This window comes from Paenibacillus taiwanensis DSM 18679 (genome assembly GCF_000425125.1).
In the GTDB taxonomy this organism is placed as follows: domain Bacteria; phylum Bacillota; class Bacilli; order Paenibacillales; family Paenibacillaceae; genus Paenibacillus_B; species Paenibacillus_B taiwanensis.
On the sequence record NZ_KE384307.1, the window covers coordinates 303,588 to 320,665 of the forward strand.

Sequence of the window (17,078 nt, forward strand, 5' to 3'; positions counted from 1 at the left end):
TGATATGACACATAAAGTGCGAACGATCCAATTTGGTTCATATCAATATGACTTTTGGTATGGCAAGCATGTGATTTCACAGCTGTCCTCATGGTTTGCGAAACAGGACACGATGCCAAGCAGCTTTGTTCTAATTGCAGATACAGGCATACCGCCGCGTATATTGGAAGAAACCAGCATGGAGTTGGGGCGGGTCGGGAATGTGCATGTGCTCAGATTTGAGCCTGGCGAGGAGCACAAAAATTTGGCGACCGTCGCGCAGTTGTGCGAGCAAGTGATAGGCCTTGGCGCAGATCGGCGCACCGTTATGGTGGCGGTTGGTGGTGGTGTTACCGGGAATATCGCGGGCATGGTAGCGGGGATGTTGTTCCGCGGCTTGCCGTTAATTCATGTGCCAACAACGTTAATGGCCGCGTCTGATTCGGTGCTGTCTTTAAAACAGGCTGTCAATTTGTCTAGCGGCAAAAATCTAGTCGGTTTTTATTACGCACCGCGCATTGTATGTGTAGAACTGGGCTACATTACAAGCTTGCCTGTCCGCGAAATACGAGCGGGTCTGTGTGAAGTAGTCAAAAACATATTAACGATTGCGCCAGAGGAGAGCGAACGGTTTAAGGCTATCTTTCGGTCAGACCATCACTATCATACAAGCGAGTTAGGGGACATTATCGATTTTTGTATTCGGGCTAAAAGTACCGTGATGCGCGAAGATCCGTTTGAGAAAAAAAGCGGTCTTATTTTGGAGTATGGGCATACGATCGGGCATGCGCTGGAACTAGCTTCGAAGGGGCAATACAATCACGGTGAAAGTGTTGCCTTTGGCATGCTGTGTGCGGCCCGAATTGCAGAGAAGTTGGGACTGCTAAGTCGAGAGGCGGTTAATCTGCACTACGAGCTGTTAAATCAGATTGGTGCTTGGATTCAGCCAAGTCAGGAACTGCTGCCTGCTATTGAGCACATTTTACATTCCGACAACAAGCGGGGCTATCGTCAGAATCGCACTGGTTATACGGGCATGGTGCTGTTGCAAGGACTAGGTCAACCAGCAATGCAGCACGAATCCTACATTACGTTAGTACCAAATGAGCTTATTCATGAAGTTATGCAAGAACAAATTCGATTGAAGCAAAGTGTGGTGAGTTGACATGGTGGCACCTATTCGAACCAAAAGCTGGCCAACCTGGCCAATGGCAGACGAGGCTACTCGGCAAGAACTGCTCGATGTGCTTGACGGCGGCAGGTGGGCGATCAGCGGTGCTTATATGGGCAGGGAGTCGAAGGAGCAGCAGTTTGCCGCTGCCTTCGCCCAATACAATCGTATTGAGCATTGTCTGACGCTGGATCACGGTACTTCTGCCCTAATTGCTGCCTTGGAGGCGCTTGAGATCGGTTATGGGGATGAAGTGATCGTGCCTGGCTTGACCTGGATTGCCCCTGCTGTTGCTGTTTTATCGGTTAATGCAATTCCGATTATCGTTGACATTGAAGCAGACACATTTTGTATGAGTCCTGATAGGGTGCGCGAAGCCATTACTCCGCGGACAAAGGCGATTCTTCCTATTCATATGTATGGCAGCATGGTAGACATGGACGCGATTATGGAGATCGCTGCCCAATACAATCTGTATGTGATTGAAGACTGCGCTCACAGTCATGGGTCCATCTGGCGCGGCCAACGGGCAGGCACGATCGGCGATATAGGCGCATTCTCGATGCAGCAGGGCAAGGTGCTAACCTGCGGCGAAGGGGGTGCGGCCATTACGAAGGACGCAAAAATATTAGCCAAGATGGAGGCGTCCGCTTGGAACGCACGGACCAAGCTGCCGGATGCAGAGCTGAGGCTTGGGGCGATGCAGTTAAGCGAGACAGGCGGCCGCTTTGGCACTAACCGCTGCTTGTCGGAGTTTCAAGCTGCGATTTTGCTGGCGCAGCTTCGCAAGCTCGATGACCACCACGATATCCGCGCAAGTAATGTGCGTTATCTTCATGCACATTTGCGTGAGATTCCAGGTGTGCTCACGATGCGCACACAGCCACAAGTTGATCGACAATCCTATTATGGATTTGTCGTAAAAATCGAGGCTGATGTCTTCGGCAGCACAGCCAGCCAGACGATTCTCAACTTGCAGCACATGCTTGGCTTAGGCGCTTACTATTTGCATGAACCTTATATTCCGCTGCATCGTAATCCGCTCTACAAGCCACATCCCACGCGGCACAAGTTGGGAGAGCCCTACACGAGCGCACTGTGCACAGAGCGCTTTAGGCTTCCGCAATGTGATGCGGCTTACGATTGTGGCATCGTATTTCATCATGCTGTGCTGCTTGGAGATACAGAGGACATGGAGCACATTGTAGAGGCGTTTCGTGTGCTGTACCGATATGGGAAGGAAGGCCTATTAACCGACAAGTGTATTCATAGTTTACAATAGATTCATATGATCATAAGCTGTAATGTTTCTTGATTACAGCAGGAGGGGGATGGTATGGCATGGACAGAATCAGCTTAAATTGGCTATTGTGTACCGTCAACCCATCCCTTTCTTATGAACATGAAGCTAATACGTAAAAAACTGACAAGCAGTGAAATCAGCTCACGAAAGGGTGTGAAGTATAATCGGTCATCTCATGCGTTATGGCATAACGAATAAGTGGAAAAGGTAGTGAGAAAAGCAATTTTCTTCTTATCATAAGGAGGTCGTTTTTCTATGAATAAAATTAAAGTGTTGTTGGTAGAAGACGATCCGTTCTGGATAAAGCATATCGTTTATGACCTCAATCAGGAAGTGGACATCGTGGTTGCCTCGACAGCATGTACGAAGGAGGAGGCAGTTGACGCAGCACTTCATGCTGATATCGATGTGGTTCTGATGGATGTGGAACTGAATCCGAATCAACGTGACGGCCTATATGCCACGCAGGAAATTACGACTCGGACGGACTGTAAGGTCATTATGATGACCTCTTATCAGGAGCGCAGCATCATTATGGATGCTTTTGATATGGGAGCTGTTAATTACGTGACTAAGGAGCATTATTCAGATATTGTGGATGCGATTCGTGCTGCGCATGCTGGCCATTCGTCGATACATGGCTGCTGTGCAGACGTACTGTTGGTGGAATGGAGATTACGATGTTTGTCGCGGTCGGAGCGGGAAGTATATGATTTGAAAGAGCAAGGATTCAAGAGCCATCAGATCGCCTCTATGCTTCATAAGTCGTTGGACACAGTGAAAAGCCAGATCAAAAGTATCGGCAGAAAAAGAACAAAGACATTGAGTGATTAGAAATTGGTCAAAATCGCCGCAAAACGAGCAATTCTGTTGACAGTTATTTTTCTTTTCCTGCTGCCGCTTCTTTTATTTCGGGGTGTTTCTCCATATGAGAACTTTCCTTATGAGAACTTTCATTGGATGAGCACTGATCACTCGGCAATTAGCACACAGGCTTTCCTTCGGCAAGATCTGAGCAAATTTGGCTTGGCGGTTATTTACGTAAGTTTAGCTGTTTTTTTTTATTTGTATTTAAGCAAACGAGGAAGCAGTATGTGTATTTGTATTTTATGATATTGTTATGTGGGCTTGCTAATTATATGATCGCTATGACAGGCATTAAATGGTCGTTTAGCAGCTTTTTTATCGTCTGGTTCAGCTTGAAACCGTTTCCGATTTTACTCAATATGATGGGGATACCCGTCGTCTTTTTTTTATTCGTGGATCAAATGTTCGATCGGTCTGTGCTGCGATGTAAAGGTTGGCTCTGGCGGGCATATGCAGTCTGTGGCACCGCACTGCTGCTTTTGTACGTTATTGACCTCATTCGATTGCCCCTTGTCATATTTATATTTGTTACGAGCGTGCTGATCGGTTTAAGTTATGTGTTAAGCTGTAGCTTGGCTGAATTTACACGATTAACTAAGGACGGGAAATGGTTTGTTGCAGGGCTATGTATGATGTTTATAGGCAGTATGCATGATACGCTGGTGCTTGTACAAATTATTCGACAGGGAACCCTGATATCGCATTGGGGAACGGCCGGACTAATCTTTAGTGTACTTGTCATTTTTGGTCGACAATGGATGGAGAGAGGGGTGAAGGAGGTGAATTTGAAAGGCTGTATGACCATCGGCCCAAAGGAAGCTTCCACCGCTTTATCGGTTACGTCCATCGTTAATCATTCTATTAAGAACGAGATGAACAAAATTCAATATTTAGCTGATCAATTAAAGAAAGCGCTAGGCGATCTTCCTTATGGTACGGCATCACAATCCGTTGACGAGCTGTATCGAATCACCAACCATGTTCAGGAAATGGTAAACAAAATACGCCAATTCAGCGCTGACATCGTATTACACGAGGAAGCTATTGAAATGGATATGCTGGTTGATGAAGCCTTATTATTAATTCAGCCTTACGCAGAGCAGCATCGTGTTCAGATGGTGAAAAGCACAGATTTGCATCAACAAAAGCTGATCGTGCGCTGTGATTCCGTTTACGTAAAAGATTGTATGGTCAACTTGTGTTTTAATGCAATAGAAGCTATGAAACCTGATATGGGGCTGCTCCAAGTCCGTATTGCTGCCTATAAGAAGGGCGCAATGATCGAATTTCGTGATAATGGAACCGGCATCTTGCCTACAGAGCTCGCACGTATTCAAGAACCCTTCTATACAACAAAAAAGAAATCTACCCATTTTGGGCTCGGTCTAAGTTACTGTCAGCAGGTGATGGCGAAACATGATGGGCAGCTGAAGGTGGAAAGTCAGTATGGTGTAGGGACAAGTGTGGCCCTTTATTTTCCTAAGTCACGCACACGACTCGTTCATTTGAATTATGAAAGATCCGAACGATAAAAGTAATAACGCTAATCATTTTAAATGATAAAAAAGGCTAGGAGGATAAAGGGACTAGGGGGGCCAGTGCACAAATAAACTGTATAGTTTGGCATCAAATTGAACGGATAAGAGCTGCTGCATATAAAGCGGCTTTTATTTTTGTCTGGCGACGGCTGCCTCATACGTTCGATGTTAAGATTGACAGCTTTGTGGAGAAGTAGTAAATTTAGTTTTGAACTTATTAAAATACTTTTAAAAAGTGTTTTATAAATTGAGGTGTAAGGTGAAACCAATTAGCGGAAGCGCACCTGTGATCAAACAGATTAATACGAATCTTGTACGTCAAATGTTAAAAACCAAGGGAAGTGCCACCAAGCAAGAAATCGCGTGGGCAACCGGTTTAAGTGTCGTGACGGTTAATACGATATTGAGGTCACTTGTCAAGCAGGGAGAAGTAACAGAGTCCGGTCTTACTCCTTCCTTGGGTGGAAGACCTGCGATGAGGTTTGCCTACCATTCGGACTATGCACTGGCCCTCATCTTGTATCCTTTGGAAAGAGAGGGACGCATTCAAGTTCATGCGACGGTCGTTAATTTGTCTCGTGATCCTGTTTTCGAGACAGAGGTGGACGTCGATCAGCTAGATTTGGCTCAATTGGAGTCTATAATGGATCGACTGCTTGCCGATTATCCTGCTATTCAGGCGATTGGTCTTGGTTTGCCGGGGGCGGAGCATGAGGGGAAGATGATTGTATCCGATTATCAATCGTTGCTTGGTGTCTCGCTCTCTACGCATTTGTACAGCAGATATAAGCGCCCCATCATTATTGAAAATGACGTGAATGCAGCAGTTATAGGCTTCAGCACTCGACAGCATGTAGCCTTGGAGCAGACCGTAGTTTATTTCTATTTTCCACAACGGCATCCACCTGGGGCGGGAATTTTTATGAATGGCAGGCTGCATAAGGGAAAAGGCAATTTCGCTGGCGAAGTTGCGCACATACCGCTTGGCATCCCGTGGGGAGACAGCACACTGTCAGCTACTTTTGATACGTGGTGCTGTGCAATCGCGAAGCTTACCGTTGCAGTATCCAGTGTGCTGAATCCCGATCTAGTCGTGTTGTGCGGATACGGAATTAAACAGGAGCATGTCAAGGCGGTCGTAGATCGATGCAGCACACAGCTTCCTCCAAGTGTTATGCCTCATCTGCACCACTCGGAGGATTTTGCAGCCGATTATTTGAGCGGCATGATTGTGCAGACGCTAGATACATTGGAAACGGGTCCTATACTGCAACAGAAACGATAAAGGCGGTTTTATTTCATCATGGCAACGCTATTTTTAGTTATTATTTATTTGGCTTTTATTAGCTTAGGTTTACCAGACTCGTTGTTAGGAGCGGCGTGGCCGGTCATGCGAATGGATTATGGAGCACCGATCGAGACGGCAGGCATGCTCTATATGATTATAGCTGGCGGAACGATCGTATCCAGTCTAGCAAGCGGAATGGTACTTAAACGTTTTGGGACTGGGCAAGTAACCTTTGTAAGTTGTGTGCTGACAGCAGGGGCATTATTCGGGTTCTCGATTGCCCCTTCGTTGATCTGGCTATTTCTATGTGCGATCCCTCTTGGCTTGGGAGCTGGTGCAGTGGATGCAGGCTTAAACAATTACGTAGCGACACACTATAAGGCGCATCATATGAGCTGGCTGCACTGCTTCTGGGGCGTTGGCGCTACCATTGGCCCGATCATTATGTCTTATTATATTTCTAGTGAACAATCGTGGAGAAACGGTTATACGACTATTTTTATTGTGCAGCTTGCACTGGTCGTGCTGCTGTTCTGTACACTGCCGCTTTGGAAACGAGTATCACCAGAAAGTCGTAATGAAAAAAGTAATGACGGGGGGGATGCGGCTCCTGAGGGAGCAAACGAGCACAAGGCACGTACAAACCCGTTAAAGATTAAGGGCGTAAAGTTAACGCTCGCATCCTTCCTGCTCTATTGCGGCGTAGAATCCACTGTCGGCTTGTGGGGAGGCAGCTTTCTTGTCAACACCAAACAACTCTCTGCCGCCACAGCCGCACAATGGGTATCCTTGTATTATGCGGGTATTACAGTGGGCAGACTGATAACCGGATTTGTAACCTTTAAAGTCAGTAATCGTCTATTAATTCGATCGGGACAGATGATTGCGCTTGTCGGAACTGTGCTTCTTGTTTTGCCGCTGCCGACTCCATTTTCCTTGGTTGGTTTCATTATGATTGGCCTCGGATGTGCACCTATTTACCCTTGTCTGCTGCATGAGACACCTACCCGATTCGGCAAAGAGCAGTCCACTGGTATTATGGGCTATCAAATGGCAGTTGCGTATACCGGAAGTACTTTTTTACCCCCGCTTTTGGGGTGGGTGATCGGTTATACGACAACAGGTGTGATTCCATATTTCGTGCTAACATACATTGTGCTTATGTTTATTGGATCTGAGCAGGTCAATCGGCTGATGAAAGCGCGTTGAGCTGTGGATGAGGAGTTGAGGCAGCATTACGATGATAAAGAAGTATAGGCATGTCTCAAGATGTGCTGCCCCTCCGATTGACAAAAAAATTTTAATTCAATATACTGTCTGTAATCTAATAAACGATGTACGTTGAAGGAGATTAGTAGCAGCTTTGTCCCTGTTGCCAGAAAGCTGGGGGTTGATGGAACCTAGCACACACAAACCTGCGAATTACACTCTGGAGTATCTTGGGTAATGCTAAGCGGAATGGCAATCGATATTTTGCCGAGAGTGGCATAAATGACGTCAGCAGCGTCGTTGGTGCAATCTGGGTGGTAACACGGTTAATCAATCGTCCCTGTGTCTACAATAGACAAGGGGCGTTTTTTTGTGTTTATATCGGTCCCGATTTGGCCTATGGAAACAACAAGATTACATGGATTCATGCAATGATAGGCATTTATTTATTCAGATCAGTTAAGGAGTGGTCAATCATGAACATTATTGATGAGTTAGAATGGCGCGGGGCGATTAACCAGCAAACGGACGCGGAAGGATTACGCGAGCTAGTAGAGAACAAGCAGATTTCTTTGTACTGCGGGGTTGATCCCACTGGTGACAGCATGCATATTGGACATTTAATTCCATTTATGATGATGAAACGTTTCCAATTGGCAGGACATTGTCCTGTAATCTTGATTGGCGGAGCGACGGGAACGATTGGAGACCCGAGTGGACGTCAGACGGAGCGACAATTGCAGACGATGGAACAAGTACAGGCCAATGTAGACGCGCTAACGGCACAGATGAAGAAGCTGTTTGATATCGACGGCAGCAACTCGTTAAAAATGGTCAACAACTACGACTGGACACATCAGCTTAACGTCATTGACTTTTTGCGCGACTACGGCAAAAACTTCAGCGTGAATACGATGCTGGCAAAAGATATCGTCGCGAGCCGTTTGGATAGTGGTATTTCCTTCACGGAATTTTCTTACCAAATTTTGCAGTCGATGGATTTCCACCATCTGTACAAGCATGAAGATGTGCAATTGCAAATTGGTGGCTCTGATCAATGGGGGAACATTACAAGTGGCTTAGACTTGATTCGCAGAAAAGAAGGACCAGAAGCAAAAGTATTTGGCTTAACGATTCCATTAATGCTTAAAGCGGATGGTACGAAGTTCGGCAAGACTGCTGGTGGAGCGGTATGGCTTGACGCAAACAAAACAACACCGTTTGAATTTTACCAGTTCTGGGCAAATACAGATGATCGCGACGTCATCAAATATTTGAAATTTTTTACGTTCCTCGACAAGGAAACGATCGATCAATTAGAAGAAAAAGTACAAACGGAGCCGCACAAGCGTGAAGCACAGAAAGTGCTAGCGGAAGAAATGACCAAGTTTGTTCACGGGGAAGCATTGTTAATCCAAGCGAAGAAAATTACAGAAGCGTTGTTCAGCGGGGACATTAAATCATTGACTGCTGATGAGATCGAGCAGGGCTTTAAAGATATGCCAACGTTCCACGCCTCAAAAGAAACGATGAACATTGTAGATTGGCTAGTGGAACTAGGTATTGAGCCATCCAAGCGTCAGGCCCGTGAAGATATTACGAAGGGCGCTATCTCTATGAATGGAGAGCGTGTTACGGATGTGGGCATGGACGTGAGTGTGGAGCTTGCCTTTGACGGTCGATTTATTATTATTCGCAAAGGAAAGAAAAATTACAGCTTGGTCCGAATAAGCTAGCTGGCGAAAAGTTATCGCGGTGTAGACCTATATAACCCGAAGGGGACTGTCGTAATGCCGCTAGGCACTGCCGCAGTCCCTTTTCTTACAAGTAATAACGTGAACGCTTCATGAGCGGGTACTGACCTGCGTGAACATAAGGCTCCCTCTTGACTAAAAAACTAGGGGAGCCTTAGTTGACGCGGCAACTAGTCTGAGTAGGCTCTGGCAGCAAAGCTTTCAGGACCGATTCGTTTAAGCTTGGAGGACCTTGTATTTGTCGTGGATACAAACGCTTGATAAATGAGGAAGCCTGGATTCGGGGGCAAGTAATCTACACCGCTAGCTGAAGCGACGTTTCTTATCGCACACTTATGGTCATCCCCTGCCACACCGCTATGCTGGGTCTGGAATACGAGCACGGCATCATCACCTACACCACGGTAAATACTAATGAGAAAACTGCTAGTTTTTACATAGCTGAACTCCAGTGTATAGTCGAATTCAACTCTTAGAGTAGGGCCTGTATTCGAAGTATCCAGACCAAGGGTCCCAAACAATTCGGGGGTCTTCGTAATTGGAATGTCGAGTTCTCCGAGAACACTGGAGTTCAAGGAAACTTGTTCGTCCACTAATCTAGCCAATTGAACCTACCTCCTTTTTATGCTCCTAATACTGTATGGAGGTGTATAACTTTAAGCTTGGATACAAGTCACGAGTTAGCTAAAATTAGCAACCCAATTTATTAGCAGGCCTATTCTTTCACCGCACCTAATACAATTCCGTGCACAAAATATTTTTGCAGAAATGGGTAGATGGCCAAGATGGGTATAAGGCTAATAAATATTTGCGCCGACTTTACAGTGCGTTGGGACAGCTTTTTAACCGTTTCAGGGTCCATGTTCGAAAAGTCGGTTTGCACCACTATCGTTTGCAGCAGCGTAGCAAGCGGCAGCTTCTCTACTTCTCGCATATAAATGAGGCCGTCAAAATAGGCATTCCAATGGCCAACGATAATAAACAACGTAATGGTTGCTATTGAGGGCATTGATATAGGCAAATATACACGCAGGAAGGTTTGAAAGTGATTCGTCCCATCAATGACAGCCGCTTCTTCCAGTTCTCTTGGAATGTTGCGAAAAAAGTTTAGCATCAAAATAATATTATATACACCTACCAGACCTGGCAATATTAGCGCCCACAAGGTGTTGATTAAGCCAAGTTTCGTAATGAGCATGTACCCCGGAATAATACCGCCGCTAAATAGCATCGTAAATATAAAGTACCACATATATACATTTCGTCCGCCGAGTACCTTCTCTTTGGAGAGTGCATAGGCGGCACAGGTGGTAACCGTCATGCTGAGGGCCGTGCCCAGAACCGTTCTTTGAACGGAGATCCACGTGGAGTTTAAGAAATTCGGGTTGTCAAATGTCTTCTGATAGGCCTCAATCGTAAAATCTTTTGGCCAAAACGTAATTAAGCCTGCATTCGCCGGGGCGGGTCCGCTAAAGGACACCGCCATAAGGTGAACAAGCGGCAATATACATAGAATAGATAGCGTAATGAGAAAGAGGTGGTTGCATGCCGAGAAGATTCGATAGCCTGTTGTCTTATGATACATAATAGTGGCCTCCCCTTTATATTAAAATATGCGATAGTTAGCGAATCGGTAGGCGAGCAGGTACGAAATAACGATCAGGATGAGACTAATAAATGATTTTAAGAGGCCGACCGCAGTTGCGAAGCTGAACTGGCCGCTTAGCAAGCCTTCACGATACACAAATGTATCGATAATATCCGCTTTGTCATAAACGAGCGAGTTGTACATATTAAAAATTTGATCAAAGTTAGCGTTCAGTACGCCACCTAGCGCTAAGGTGCCTACTACGATCAAAATGGGCATCAACGCTGGAATCGTAATATGAAGTGTTTGCCGCCAGCGGTTGGCGCCGTCCACCTCAGCTGCTTCATACAACGAAGGATTCACACCTGCTAAAGCGGCCAGAAATACGATCGTGCTAAAGCCAAACTCTTTCCACACATCACTTACGATGACAACCCCGCGAAACCAATTGCCTTCTCCAAAGAAGAAGATCGGTTTAATGCCGAGCAGCCAGGTCAAAAATTGATTGACGATCCCGGTCTGTGAAAGCATATCCATGAGGATACCGGCTAGCACAACCCAAGATAGAAAATGCGGCAAGTAGACTAGCGTCTGGATAGATCGTTTGATGATCGATTTTCGTACCTCATTTAACAGCAATGCGAATACAAAGGGAACGACTAGATTTAACACCATTTTAATAACGGCAAAAAATAAGGTGTTGCCTACGATTTGGAGGAAGTAATCATTTTGCAGCATATATCGAAAATGCTCCAGTCCTACCCATTCTGAGCCAAACAGGCCGTGCTTGGGCTTGTAGTGTTGGAACGCCATCAAGATGCCTGACATCGGAATATAAGCAAATATAAAAGTGAATACGACAGCCGGAAGTACCATCAGATGCAGCATCCACGTATGTTTTCGAAGTGGACTGACGAAGGGTTTCATGTGTTTCGTATTGGTAGATTTGGAAGGCTGAGCGGTTGGAACAGTTTGGTTCATGAAAGGTGCCCCCTTTTCGAATGAATGCGGTTTCATATATACTTCATCTTACTAGTCAGCCTAGAGAGTGCCTATATGGCTTTGTTAGGCAGGTAGGAATTCATTAGGCAATTGCATGGAAAAGAGGGGGACAGATGAAATTTCGTGGTAACCTGTTCAAAAAGCTGAACTTTGGGCTTGCAATGATCTTCTTTATTATTGTTGTTGTTTACGGAATCGCTCATCAGCGTACAACGACGATATTACAAGACGAAATACGCCGCTCCAGCTTGCAGAAGCTGATGCTGCTGACAGAGGAATTGGACAGCAAGGTGCGTCAAATGACAGACTTCCAGCTAACGTTGTTGACCGATTCTACGGTGAAACGATTTGCATCTATTTCAATGGAGGCTTTAAATTATGACCGGATCGAAAATCGCAGGTCCATACAGGATAAACTCGCATACAAAGAAAATACGTTTGCCCAGTGGAAAAGCGCCTATGGAATATACTCCGTGCTGAATCAAGAATTGATTGCACTTGACAGTAACCTATTTCAAGAAAGCTTATTCCAACATCATTTAACAGCCCGCTGGGTATTACGACAAAATGAGCCCTCCGCAGACCGAAGTTTTTATCGCTTCACGTTAGATGGTATTATCCGTGAGCGAGCAGCGAGCCCGCATGCGACTACGATTGTAGGTGCATCATTTCCGGAATCTAACATCCGTGAGACGTTGGATCGGGCGATGGCGCATAATCGTGGCCATACGATTTTGTATTACAGTCAGGATGAGTGGATTGAAGGGAGTGGGGCAGACACTTTTATGACCCAACTTGTCGTTAACAATTTGCAGGGGAGGGAACGGGGGTCAACTTTTCAATATGTATTTAAGGCTAACGGACAGCAGTATTTGGTTACGGGAGTTAAATCAAACAGTCTCGATTGGTATATGGTCGATAGCAGGTTGCTTGATGATGCTATGAAGCCGTTGGCCGTAGTAAATGGTCTTTTTTATGGAGTGCTAATTGTGTTGTTTCTATTAACCCTGTTTATGTCTTTTACTGTGCATCGTCATGTGCTTGCGCCTCTTAAGACATTGATGCGTGGGCTTAAAAGCATTCAATCTGGACAGTATGCTGTTCAGATTCAGACCAATCGTAACGACGAGTTTACTTTTGTGTTTGATCGATTTAATGAGATGAGTAAAGACATGAAGGCGTTGATAGAGAACATTTTGATGGAGCAGTTAAGAACGAAGGATGCTTATTTAAAGCAGCTTCAGGCGCAGATCAATCCTCATTTTTTATACAACTGCCTTGGTTTTATCATTAATATGGTTGAGATGAAGCAAGATCAAACAGCTATTACGATGGCACATAATTTAAGTGATTATTATCGATACATGACACGTACAGATATTTCGGAAGTGATGCTGAAAGATGAAGTGACCGTAGTCAGCAGCTATCTGGACATTCAGCGGATGCGATTTTCACGTTTGCACGTCGAGATCGATATCGATGAATCGCTGCACAACTTAATTGTCCCGCGGCTAATTATACAGCCTGTCGTGGAAAATGCCGTTGTGCACGGCATTAGCAGCTTGATGCGGCCAGCTTATATCCGTATTTGCGGAGGGCGGTCTGGTCAACGGGCGTGGATTGAGGTTGAAGACAACGGCAAGGGCTTAACGGATGAGCAGCTTGCGTTATTGCTGCAAGCCGTCACAGCCACGGACAATCCGCAGATAGGATATGGCCTGTGGAATGTCAGGCAGCGACTTCTGTATCGTTATTCGGAAGGGGCTGCCGTAACGATTAGGCAAGCGAATCTTCACGGACTTGTCGTTCGCCTAGAATGGAGTGTTCCAGACCAGATGCATAATTAAAGCATTCTCACCACAGAAACAGGCAGGAGAAGGAGAGTGACTGATGAGAAACTTGCTGATCGTAGACGATGAAGCTCATTGGGTGGACAATCTGGCTGATCATAAGCCTTGGAATGAACTACAGATTGATGTGGTACATAAAGCGTACTCTCCGTTTGAAGCGTTGGAGCTAATCGATATTTATCCGATCGATCTTGTCCTTACGGATATATCGATGCCTGAGCTGTCGGGGCTGGAACTAATAGAAGAGATCAAGAAACGGAAGCCCGACACAGTTTGTTTGCTCTTGTCCGGCTATTCGGAGTTTGAATATGCGAAGCAGGCGATGCGCTTGGAGGCATTTGATTATTTGCTTAAACCTATAAAGGATGAGGAATTATTTCGTGTTGTCAATAAGGCTGTTCAGCAATTAGAGCAGCGAGATGCGGATAAAGGTGTGTATCAGAAGCTCCAGCACAGCTTGCAAGAGAACTTGCCGCTTATTCGTAGTCATTTGCTGCGGGAATGGCTTATCGGTCAAGGGCATACGAGCCGATGGAAGGATCAAGCGGAACGCTACCAAATTCCTTTTGCGGAGCAGCGTGATGTGTGGATGATGCTGATTCGGCTCGAAAATGAATATCAGACAGCGTCTCATCATCCAACAACAGATCGTAACTGGGTAGAATTTGCGGTGCTTAATATAGCAGAGGAATGGTTGTCACCAGACTTTGAAGTATGGGGCTGCCGCGAAGATCACGGTTACATCGTGCTGCTGCTTCAGCCGGCTGACAGCGGGTTCGCGTCTGCTGAGGTCCGCCGCTTGCTGGAGCACATGATGCTCGGATTGCAGCAGAAGCTGAAGTCGATCGCCAAGGAACCAGTGTCACTGCTGCTGACTAGAGAGCATACGTTTCCGACGGGAGTAAGGTCTGCGTATGAGCAGGCACTAATCGACTTCAGGCGACAGGTGGGTGAACGACAGGAGCTAATTCTGCTTGAATCCGCTGCTAGGCATCCTGCGGCCAAATCTATGCGCGCGCTTCACACGACGCCGACGCTGCTGCAATTGCTGGAGATGTCCCAATGGGAATTGGCAGCGCAGCGTTTGAGCTATATTTTTGCAGAGTTATCGGAACAGTGGCAGCAATCCTACGAGCATGTCCTGATTGCGGGAATGGAAATTAGTACAGCATATATGCAGCTTATTCATCGAAACGGCCAATATTTGACCGATTTAAGCCCAGAGCTGATGTCATCCTTTGACAATGGAGCACCTTTCCGTTCGATCCAGGCGCTTGAGCAATGGTCATACGACATGTTACGGCTCATTCAGCAGGTACAGAGAGCAGAAGTACAGAGCAGCCGACAGAGTACGATTCGTAAAGTCCACCAATTTATTGAGCATCATCTGCATAAGGACGCTTCATTGCGGGCGATTGCTGATGAAGTTCATATGCACCCCACTCATTTATCGAAAATATATAAGCTGGAAACGGGTCAAAGTCTAAGTGAGTACATGATGAATGTCCGTATGGACAAAGCCAGCAGGCTGCTCACGGAGACAGCAAAGCGTATTTATGAAATCTGTGAACTAATCGGCTATTCGGACCCTGCTTACTTCATCAAAGTGTATAAAAAATATTATGGCATGACACCACAAGAATATCGGGAGCGGCATAAGCAAACTTGCGAGTAACACCAACAAACTCTTATCAAACATAACAAACCCTTATGGAAACGCATACATCGGGTTGATAAGATGAACCTATCTACAACATAAGGGGGAGATATACAGATGGTCAACAAGGGGAAAGGGCTTAAGCTGTTGTTGATTAGCATACTGACAATAAGCATGCTCGCGGGCTGTTCCGACTCCAATCACGATACAACTGCACCGAGCACAGAACAACCTGCGGTGGCAGACATTAAGATCAAAGATGGCAAGTATGCCGTTCCCGTTGAGGTTACTAGTGTAGGACGCCAGCGTAAATATACAAAGGGTGACACTAAGGATAACAATGTGCACAGTCGGTGGGCTGAGCAGCGTCTAGGTATTAAAATCAACAACATTTGGGAGCCGGCCAATACGGACCAGTACAAGCAAAAATTGCAGCTGGCTTTGTCCTCAGGTGAAGAGATTCCTGATTTTGTTCCTTATTATGATGACCCTGTCGTCATAGGCCAGTTGATCGATTCGGAAGAGTTTATGGCGATTGATCATCTGTTTGACGCATATGCCTCGCCTATTTTGAAAGAGCATGCCAAACAGCATCCTGAAATTTGGTATCCGTACATAAAAGAGGGTAAAAAGTACGCGCTGCCGATTCTGGAAAATCTGGATAATGACAATACGGCACTTTGGCTGCGGGAAGACTGGATGAACAAGTTAAAACTGACAGCACCTCAAACGATTACTGATTTGGAGCATATCATGGATCAGTTCAAGCATCATAACCCTGACGGGCTTGCTCCTGATAACGTATTTCCACTGACGGGTGCTATGAAGAGTGGGTATAACGGCTGGATGGGTTCATTGGAATGGGTATTTGCGGCTTATGGCGAAGTACCCGAACAGTGGAACATGGGCGAAAATGGTCAACTGCAATACGGCTCGATCCATCCAGGTACTAAGCAGGCATTACAAAAGCTGCATGAGTGGATGGAGAAAGGTTACATTCATCCGGATGCGGCTTTGTGGGATGAAGGGAAATCTGCTGAAATTTGGACAAAAGGCAGCGCGGGCATATTACCAGGTGCACAGTGGATTCCCGATTGGCCTGCACCTGATTTGACTAAAAATGTGCCGCATGCACAATACAAGGCTTATCCGATTCCCGCCGGTCCTGACGGCAAAATCGGCACCAAGTGGAAGAGCAGCACAGGTGCTAACGGCAACGTGCTAATTAGTAAAAAGGCAAAGCATCCGGAAGCTATTTTTATTTACTATAATTATTTGCTTGAGCATTATGCGAATCCGCCAGTTGGCGGGGAGTTCGAATTTGGTTTTGCCAAGGGGTATGACTGGGACGTAGTGGATGGCAAACCAACAAGTGATCCTGCGAACATTCCGGACTACAACAACGAGTTTATGTTTATTACGGGCTTTAACAACAATCAAGCAGTCATTCCAGACTTGTACATGAGTACTCTGGTTAAGCTGGCCGAGGGCAAGAAGCCAGAGACACCGTATGAGAAGCTGCTTGCACAGAAGCGCAAGCCGGAAAATTGGTACGGTGCCAAGGTTGTGATGGATCAAAAGGACATTCGACGTAAAAATTATTTTAACGGTGCTCCAACGCCTACCATGCAGAGCAAATGGAATTTGCTGCGTCAATCCGAGTTTGAAACCTTTAACAAAATTATTTATGGCAAACTGCCGGTTGATGACTTCGATACGTTTGTGGAGAAGTGGAAGCAGAATGGCGGCGAGCAAGTGACAAAGGAAGTAAACGAGTGGTATAAGGCTGTAACGATTAAATAGTGTTAAGAGTGGAGCACGGCAAATTAGCAGTGCTCCGCTATATTGAGAGCTGCTCACAAGTTGAGGCCG

Annotated in this window: 13 protein-coding genes and 1 other annotated feature; of the genes, 10 read left to right on the forward strand and 3 right to left on the reverse strand. The window is 45.9% G+C overall.

The window, feature by feature from the left end; genetic code table 11:
* Window positions 1-4: 4 nt before the first annotated feature.
* From H509_RS0115315 to tyrS, 7 genes are all read left to right on the forward strand, one after another.
* The gene (locus tag H509_RS0115315) at window positions 5-1,144 is read left to right on the forward strand and encodes a 2-deoxy-scyllo-inosose synthase (protein WP_028545852.1); all 1,140 of its coding nucleotides are present in this window, start codon (window positions 5-7) and stop codon (window positions 1,142-1,144) included.
* 1 nt (window position 1,145) lies between these two features.
* Complete coding sequence (locus H509_RS25545) at window positions 1,146-2,432, forward strand: DegT/DnrJ/EryC1/StrS family aminotransferase (protein ID WP_036697585.1); 1,287 nt, start codon at window positions 1,146-1,148, stop codon at window positions 2,430-2,432.
* A gap of 276 nt (window positions 2,433-2,708) precedes the next feature.
* Window positions 2,709-3,287 carry a response regulator transcription factor gene (locus tag H509_RS0115325; RefSeq protein ID WP_028545853.1) on the forward strand — a complete coding sequence of 193 codons (579 nt, stop codon included), beginning with the start codon at window positions 2,709-2,711 and terminating at the stop codon, window positions 3,285-3,287.
* Window positions 3,288-3,547: 260 nt separating this feature from the next.
* The gene (locus H509_RS0115335; protein WP_028545855.1) at window positions 3,548-4,852 is read left to right on the forward strand and encodes an ATP-binding protein; all 1,305 of its coding nucleotides are present in this window, start codon (window positions 3,548-3,550) and stop codon (window positions 4,850-4,852) included.
* A gap of 265 nt (window positions 4,853-5,117) precedes the next feature.
* Entirely contained in the window at window positions 5,118-6,143 is a 1,026-nt protein-coding gene (locus tag H509_RS0115340; protein ID WP_028545856.1) for an ROK family transcriptional regulator, read from the forward strand.
* A gap of 18 nt (window positions 6,144-6,161) precedes the next feature.
* Window positions 6,162-7,355, forward strand: a complete 1,194-nt coding sequence (locus tag H509_RS0115345; protein WP_028545857.1) for an MFS transporter — start codon at window positions 6,162-6,164, stop codon at window positions 7,353-7,355.
* Window positions 7,356-7,478: 123 nt separating this feature from the next.
* Window positions 7,479-7,700, forward strand: a binding site (T-box leader).
* A 131-nt stretch (window positions 7,701-7,831) separates the two neighbouring features.
* On the forward strand, window positions 7,832-9,091 hold the full coding sequence (gene tyrS, locus H509_RS0115350; RefSeq protein WP_028545858.1) for a tyrosine--tRNA ligase: 1,260 nt from the start codon (window positions 7,832-7,834) through the stop codon (window positions 9,089-9,091).
* Window positions 9,092-9,279: 188 nt separating this feature from the next.
* On the opposite strand, the gene H509_RS0115355 is transcribed toward tyrS, so the two are convergent.
* The 3 genes from H509_RS0115355 to H509_RS0115365 form a co-directional block, all read right to left on the reverse strand.
* The gene (locus tag H509_RS0115355; protein ID WP_028545859.1) at window positions 9,280-9,714 is read right to left on the reverse strand and encodes a hypothetical protein; all 435 of its coding nucleotides are present in this window, start codon (window positions 9,712-9,714) and stop codon (window positions 9,280-9,282) included.
* A gap of 110 nt (window positions 9,715-9,824) precedes the next feature.
* Complete coding sequence (locus H509_RS0115360) at window positions 9,825-10,694, reverse strand: carbohydrate ABC transporter permease (RefSeq protein ID WP_028545860.1); 870 nt, start codon at window positions 10,692-10,694, stop codon at window positions 9,825-9,827.
* 21 nt (window positions 10,695-10,715) lie between these two features.
* Window positions 10,716-11,624, reverse strand: a complete 909-nt coding sequence (locus H509_RS0115365) for an ABC transporter permease (RefSeq protein WP_028545861.1) — start codon at window positions 11,622-11,624, stop codon at window positions 10,716-10,718.
* A 188-nt stretch (window positions 11,625-11,812) separates the two neighbouring features.
* On the opposite strand from H509_RS0115365, the gene H509_RS26845 reads away from it, so the two are divergent.
* The 3 genes from H509_RS26845 (at window position 11,813) to H509_RS0115380 (ending at window position 17,009) form a co-directional block, all read left to right on the forward strand.
* On the forward strand, window positions 11,813-13,546 hold the full coding sequence (locus tag H509_RS26845; RefSeq protein ID WP_051287225.1) for a sensor histidine kinase: 1,734 nt from the start codon (window positions 11,813-11,815) through the stop codon (window positions 13,544-13,546).
* Window positions 13,547-13,589: 43 nt separating this feature from the next.
* Complete coding sequence (locus H509_RS0115375; RefSeq protein ID WP_036697589.1) at window positions 13,590-15,224, forward strand: response regulator; 1,635 nt, start codon at window positions 13,590-13,592, stop codon at window positions 15,222-15,224.
* 99 nt (window positions 15,225-15,323) lie between these two features.
* The gene (locus H509_RS0115380) at window positions 15,324-17,009 is read left to right on the forward strand and encodes a type 2 periplasmic-binding domain-containing protein (protein ID WP_028545863.1); all 1,686 of its coding nucleotides are present in this window, start codon (window positions 15,324-15,326) and stop codon (window positions 17,007-17,009) included.
* The last annotated feature ends 69 nt before the right edge of the window (window positions 17,010-17,078 follow it).

Bases quoted from the DNA above. Each gene is read 5' to 3' on its own strand.
- H509_RS0115380 (WP_028545863.1), top strand. From the start codon at position 15,324: ATGGTCAACAAGGGGAAAGGGCTTAAGCTGTTGTTGATTAGCATACTG.
- tyrS (WP_028545858.1), top strand. From the start codon at position 7,832: ATGAACATTATTGATGAGTTAGAATGGCGCGGGGCGATTAACCAGCAA.
- H509_RS0115375 (WP_036697589.1), top strand. From the start codon at position 13,590: ATGAGAAACTTGCTGATCGTAGACGATGAAGCTCATTGGGTGGACAAT.
- H509_RS0115365 (WP_028545861.1), bottom strand. From the start codon at position 11,624: ATGAAACCCTTCGTCAGTCCACTTCGAAAACATACGTGGATGCTGCAT.
- H509_RS26845 (WP_051287225.1), top strand. From the start codon at position 11,813: ATGAAATTTCGTGGTAACCTGTTCAAAAAGCTGAACTTTGGGCTTGCA.
- H509_RS25545 (WP_036697585.1), top strand. From the start codon at position 1,146: ATGGTGGCACCTATTCGAACCAAAAGCTGGCCAACCTGGCCAATGGCA.
- H509_RS0115360 (WP_028545860.1), bottom strand. From the start codon at position 10,694: ATGTATCATAAGACAACAGGCTATCGAATCTTCTCGGCATGCAACCAC.
- H509_RS0115345 (WP_028545857.1), top strand. From the start codon at position 6,162: ATGGCAACGCTATTTTTAGTTATTATTTATTTGGCTTTTATTAGCTTA.
- H509_RS0115325 (WP_028545853.1), top strand. From the start codon at position 2,709: ATGAATAAAATTAAAGTGTTGTTGGTAGAAGACGATCCGTTCTGGATA.
- H509_RS0115315 (WP_028545852.1), top strand. From the start codon at position 5: ATGACACATAAAGTGCGAACGATCCAATTTGGTTCATATCAATATGAC.